The organism is Tardiphaga sp., from assembly GCF_028290785.1.
Taxonomy (GTDB): Bacteria; Pseudomonadota; Alphaproteobacteria; order Rhizobiales; family Xanthobacteraceae; genus Tardiphaga.
Map to the genome: position 1 here is coordinate 1 of NZ_JAQGJD010000075.1, position 5,932 is coordinate 5,932.

General features: G+C 65.0%; 5 protein-coding genes. 2 read left to right on the forward strand and 3 right to left on the reverse strand.

The annotated features are described in order from the left end of the window. Nucleotides 1–2: 2 nt before the first annotated feature. Nucleotides 3–1,148 (reverse strand): alanine racemase, encoded by a 1,146-nt coding sequence (alr, locus tag JWR89_RS04305; RefSeq protein ID WP_299712155.1) that lies wholly within the window; start codon nt 1,146–1,148, stop codon nt 3–5. Between the two features lie 128 nt (nt 1,149–1,276). Further along, nucleotides 1,277–2,776 (reverse strand): replicative DNA helicase, encoded by a 1,500-nt coding sequence (locus tag JWR89_RS04310; protein ID WP_299712148.1) that lies wholly within the window; start codon nt 2,774–2,776, stop codon nt 1,277–1,279. Nucleotides 2,777–3,146: 370 nt separating this feature from the next. Between JWR89_RS04310 and JWR89_RS04315 the strand changes: the two genes are divergently transcribed. Then, entirely contained in the window at nt 3,147–3,362 is a 216-nt protein-coding gene (locus JWR89_RS04315) for a hypothetical protein (protein WP_299712149.1), read from the forward strand. A gap of 3 nt (nt 3,363–3,365) precedes the next feature. Here the strand turns inward: JWR89_RS04315 and JWR89_RS04320 are convergent, their stop codons facing one another. Beyond that, nucleotides 3,366–4,616, reverse strand: coding sequence for a cyclopropane-fatty-acyl-phospholipid synthase family protein (locus JWR89_RS04320; protein ID WP_299712151.1), 1,251 nt, complete (start codon nt 4,614–4,616; stop codon nt 3,366–3,368). A gap of 268 nt (nt 4,617–4,884) precedes the next feature. Between JWR89_RS04320 and JWR89_RS04325 the strand changes: the two genes are divergently transcribed. After that, nucleotides 4,885–5,932: hypothetical protein (locus tag JWR89_RS04325; RefSeq protein WP_299712153.1), on the forward strand; the 1,048-nt coding region annotated here is incomplete at its 3' end.

A 5,932-nucleotide genomic window follows, 5' to 3' on the forward strand; every position in this document is an offset into this window, starting at 1 on the left:
CTCTACAAAGTGGATCCGCCGCCCTTGTAGACCCGCTGGTAGCGCCGTCCCAGGCTGGTCAGTACTTCGTAGGCGATGGTGCCGAAGTGATGCGCCAGCTCGTCGATGGTGATGCCGTCGCCGATCAGCGTCACCAGGTGGCCGCGGCGCGCGGCGCCCGGCGGCAGGTCGGTGATATCCACGGCGAGCAGGTCCATCGAGATGCGGCCAGCGACCGGGCAACGCTGGCCGGCGACGATCACCTCGGCGCCACGGGTGCCGTCGTTGGAGCTTGCGGCGCGGAAGTAGCCGTCGGCATAGCCGGCCGCGACCACCGCGATGCGGGTCGGCCGCCGCGCCGTCCACGTCGCGCCGTAGCCGACGCTGTCGCCGCGCTCGACGGTGCGGACCTGCACAATGCGGGCCTTCAGATCGACCACCGGCAGCATCGGGTTGTCGGCTTCCGGGGTGGGGTTGACGCCGTACAGGGCCGCGCCCGGCCGCATAAGGTCGAATTGGAACGATGCGCCGAGGAAGGCGCCGGAGGAATTGGCCAGCGAGGCGGGCACGCCGGAGAACGCATGCGCGACCTCGCGAAACGTCGCGAGTTGTCTGGCGTTGAGCGGATGGTTGAGTTTTTCGGCGCAGGCGAGATGGCTCATCACCAGCGTGATGCCGTGGTCGCCGGTGGCAATTCGCGGCGCCAGACTATGCGCGTCGATCGGGCTGAGGCCGAGCCGGTTCATGCCGGTATCGACGTGAATGGCGGCGCCGCCTTTCCAGCCGGTGCGGCGGCAGAACACGTCCCACTCGGCGAGTTCGTTAAGGTCGCCGATCACCGGGCGGCAATGGATTGCCGCCAGCGCATCGCCGGAATTCTGCAGCAAGCCGTTGAGCAGATACAGCGTCGCCTCGGGCGCGGCGGCGCGTGCCGTGCGCGCCTCGTCCAAAGTGGCGACGAAGAACGTCTTGCAGCCGGTGTCGGTCAGCGCGCGCACCACCGGGTTTATGCCACAGCCATAGGCGTCGGCCTTCACCGCAGCAGCGCATTCGGCGGGCACGCCGGTCTTCTCGAGCTTGCGCCAATTGGACTTGATGGCGTCGAGATCAATGGTCAGCACGCCAGTGGCGTGCTCCGCCTCAACGGGGGATGTGCTGGCGGCAGCCATCGATTTCGGATCGGAGACGATATTCATGGGGTATTCCTGACGCGCAGTCCATCACGCGATTGCGGCGAGAGCCGGTCAACCGCAATGCACAATAGGCGCGCGAAGGCGACCGTTCAACGGTGACGATCTTACTCGTGATGCACGGGCAGGTGGCTTTCGCCGACCAGGTCGCTGAAGCGGGTGAACTGGCCCTCGAACTGCAGTTCGACGGTGCCGGTGGGGCCGTGGCGCTGCTTGGCGATGATGACTTCGGCGCGGCCGTGCACCAGCGACATGTCGAGCTGCCACTTCTCGTGCTCCGGCGTGCCGGGGCGCGGCTCCTTGTTCTGCAGGTAGTATTCCTCGCGGTAGACGAAGATCACCGCGTCGGCGTCCTGCTCGATCGATCCGGATTCGCGAAGGTCCGATAGCTGCGGCCGCTTGTCGTCACGGCTTTCGACCTGACGCGACAGCTGCGATAGCGCGACCACCGGGCAGTTCAGCTCCTTGGCCAGCGCTTTGAGGCTGGTGGTGATCTCGGTGACTTCCTGCACGCGGTTGTCGGATCGCTTGCCGGAGCCCTGCAGCAGCTGGATGTAGTCCACCATGATGACGTCGAGCCCCTTCTGCCGCTTCAGGCGGCGGGCGCGGGCGGTGAGCTGCGAGATCGACAGGCCGCCGGTCTCGTCCACATAGAGCGGCAGGTGCTGCAATTCGATGGTGTGGTCGCGGATCTTCTCGAATTCACGCTCGGTGATGCCGCCGCGGCGGATCGTGCTCGACGCGATGCTGGTCTGCTCGGCAAGAATACGGGTGGCGAGCTGTTCGGCGGACATTTCGCAGGAGAAAAAGCCGACGATACCGCCGTTGATGGTTTTTCGCGTGCCGTCGGGCTGCAGTTCGGACTGGTAGGCGCGGGCGATGTTGTAGGCGATGTTGGTGGCCAGCGCGGTCTTGCCCATGCCGGGGCGGCCGGCGAGCACCACGAGATCGGACGCCTGCAATCCGCCGAGCCGGGCGTCGAGCGCCTTCATGCCGGTCGAGATGCCCGACAGCTTGCCTTCGCGCTGAAACGCATTGGCGGCCATGTCGAGCGCGGTCTTCATCGCCTGGGAGAACTTCTGGAAGCCGCCGTCGTAGCGGCCGGCCTCGGCCAATTCGTATAGCCGGCGCTCGGCGTCCTCGATCTGGGCGCGCGGCGCAAAGTCCACCGGCGCGTCGTACGCCACGTTGACCATGTCCTCGCCGACATTGATCAACTGCCGGCGGATGGCCAGTTCATAAATCGTCCGACCGTAATCGTGGGTATTGATGATGGTGGTGGCTTCGGCGGCGAGGCGGGCAATGTACTGCGCCACCGTCATGCCGCCGAGGTCGGTATCCGCGGGCAGGAAGGTCTTCAGGGTGACGGGGGTGGCGACCTTGCCGGCGCGGATGATGCTGCTGGCGGTCTCAAAGACGGTCTGGTGGATCGGCTCGAAGAAATGTTCCGGCTTCAGGAAGTCGGAGACCCGGTAGAAGGCATCGTTGTTGACCAGGATGGCGCCGAGAACGCTCTGTTCCGCCTCGATGTTGTGCGGCGCCGTCCTGAACACCGGCATGCCGGCATCGGGAAGCTTGAGGACGTTGTTCGAATCAAATGCGGCCATGGTCTGGATTGGTTCTTCTTATGTCGGCGGATGAGCGGGGGCGACTAAGCGCCACTCGTTCGTCGAGGGAAAGCCCCGTCCATCCTTATGCACGATTCGAATATTTTTCGGTGGATGACCTTGGTTCCACCCGCGCATGGCGCTTGACCGGTTTCGGGCGCCAGGCCCGCAAAATGAATCTTCCATGAAGAAACCAGAAAGAATTCGCACGCCGCTCTGAACCTGATGGCGATTTCCGTCACCTATAGATATTCGCGCCGGTCCTCACCCGAAAAGTGAGCCCGGCGTCGATCGGGCGATCTGGGGCAAACCGCAGGAACCCGGTCAGGCAACAGGCGTTCTTTTCCGGTCAGAAGACGAGGATAGGACAATGGGTCAGCGTCAGCAGCCATCAAACGCCGAAACTGAAGGTTCCGCATGGTTGGGCACGCTGGTCGACACGTTCGAACGCGCTGAGCGGCTGGGCGATGTCCCCTGCGATCCCGGTTTGCTGTCGGCCGCCCGGCTGCGGCTGCAGGGTGAGCTGTCTGCCGCAGAAGTCTCTGGCGACCCGGACGATCAAACAGCCGCCGAAGTTCACCACTAGAGACTACTCGCCGGCCAGTTGCAGCCGCGGTGCCTGACCCTGCTCGAGGCCGCGCAAGCGGGCTTCCTCCGCTCCGATATAATCCCGCGTCAGCGGCACCACGTTTTGCCGCTTGGTGATCTGGATCTGGAAGTTCATCACGTTCTGCTTGCGGAACGACATTTCCGACGACGCCAGATAGAACTCCCACATCCGCGCAAAACGCTCGTCGTACAGCCGCACCGCTTCCTCGCGCCGCGCCATGAAGCGCTCGCGCCACGCCTTCAGCGTTTCCGCGTAATGCAGCCTGAGGATCTCGATATCGGAGACCAGCAGGCCGGCGCGTTCGATGGCTGGCAGCACTTCGGAGAGGGCAGGGATATAGCCGCCGGGGAAGATGTACTTGGCGATCCACGGATTGGTGATCCCGGGGCCTTCCGGCCGGCCGATCGAATGCAGCATCATGACGCCGTCATCGGCGAGCAGTTCGGCGCAGCGCGCAAAAAAGGTGTCGTAGTGATCGACGCCGACATGCTCGAACATGCCGACCGAAACGATGCGGTCGAACGGGCCGGGAATATCGCGATAATCCTGCAGCAGGAATTTGGCCGACTCCGACAGGCCCTTCTCGCCGGCGCGGGCGTTGGCGACCTGCAGTTGCTCGGTGGACAGGGTGACGCCGGTGACGTCGGCGCCGGTCATCTCCGCCAGGTACAGCCCGAGGCCTCCCCAGCCGGAGCCGATGTCGAGCACGCGGTGGCCCCGTTCGATCAGCAGCTTGGCGGCGAGGTGGCGCTTCTTGGCGAGTTGGGCGTCGTCGAGGGACGATTCCGGGGTCTCGAAGTAGGCGCAGCTATATTGCTTATCGGCGTCCAGAAACAGCGAATACAGCCGGCCGTCGAGATCGTAGTGATGAGCAACGTTGTTCCTGGAGCGGGCGCGCGGGTTGAACTGCTGGACGTGGCGGACCGGGTAGCGCAGCCACCACTGCACCTTGGCCCAGCGCGGCGCCATGTCGGGCTGGTCCAGGGCGACGGCGAGCAGGTCGGCGATGCTGCCGCGCTCCATCACCATTGAGCCGTCCATGAAAATCTCGCCGAGCGCCAGTTCGGGATCGAGGAGAAGCCGCCGTTGGGCCGTCGTGGTCGTGAACCGGGCGGCAACCGGCTGTCCGGTGCCGTCGCCGCACGTAAATGTCATGCCGTTGGCAGTCGTGAAACTGATCGTGCCGCGCTGGATGTACTGACGCAGAAAGAAACGCAACAGACGGTCCATCGAACGTACCCCAATGACCGATCACGCGCAGGCCGGGGTATGCGGGGTTATCCCCGACATACACGAGATCAACTGTCTCCCTAGCTCCAAGGTAGATGATAGTAATACCGGTGCCCGTTCGCCACTGCGCTGGGTGCAATGCGGCTATCTGAAATGAATCAATCACGCGGTTGCGTAATCTGTACGCTTCCATTCATATCGCAATCGGTTACAACGTGACCGCCGCGACCCCGGCTTCAGCACCGGTTTTCAGTATCAGGAGAATGAAATGTTGAGCCGAGCGCTCAGTTTAGCGACGGTGACGCTTCTCATTGGCTTTGCGGCAGTCCCGGTGCAGGCCCAGAACCTGGAAGCCGGCAAGACCCCCTCCCAGATTTTCGCGGGCGGCTGTGCCGTCTGCCACAAGAGTCCTCGCGGACTATTGAAGACAGTGGCGCCGGGCGCGCTGCCAGGCTTCCTGCGCCAGCACTACACAACCAGCACCGATATGGCCTCGCTGCTGTCGGCCTATGTGATCTCCAACGGCGCCACGGATACGCGCTTTGGCGGCGGCGGGCTGACCAAGCAAGGCAAGGAATTGACCTCCGAGCAGAAGCCCGCCGACGCGCGGCCGGGTGCTGCACCGGCCGCCGCGCCAGCGCCGGCCGAGGACTCCGGCCTGTTCGGTTTCATGCGCCGCAAGCGTGAGCCCGCGCCGGAAGCCGCCAAGCCCGAGGTCCCACCGGCCGCCGAGCCGACCGCTCGCGAGCGCCGCAACGCCAAACGGCTGGCACGCCCCCCGGAAAACCCCGATGCCGCCAAACCGGCGGTGGAAGGCAAGCCGCCGGAGGCCGCCGAAGGTGAGCCCGCGGCGCCGCGTTCGCAGAAGCAGAAGCTCGGCAAGAAGAACCGGCGCGACCGCGAGCAAGCGCCGAAGATCGACGCCGTGAAGGATGAGCCCAAATCCGAGCCGAAGTCTGAGCCGAAGAGCGAACCGGTCCGTGCCGAGCCGGCCAAGCCTGCCGCGAAGCCTGAGCCGGTGAAGGACGAGGCGAGCAAGCCGGCCATCGCCAAGCCGGTCGAGGAACCCACCAAGCCGGAGGCCGCGAAGCCAGAACCGGCAAGGAGCGAGCCAAAGCCGGAACCAAAGGAAGAGCACAAGCCGGAGCCGAAGCCCGAGGCACCGCCGTTGCGCGCCGATCCGGTACCTCCGGTGACCCCCGCGCCGAAGGTTGCCGAGCCCGAATCGCGACCTGCGCCGGTGGAAACGCCGGCAGTCGCGCCGTCGTCTGCGCCGACGCCTCCGCCGGTGCCAACTCCGCCGCCGGCCGCTGCGC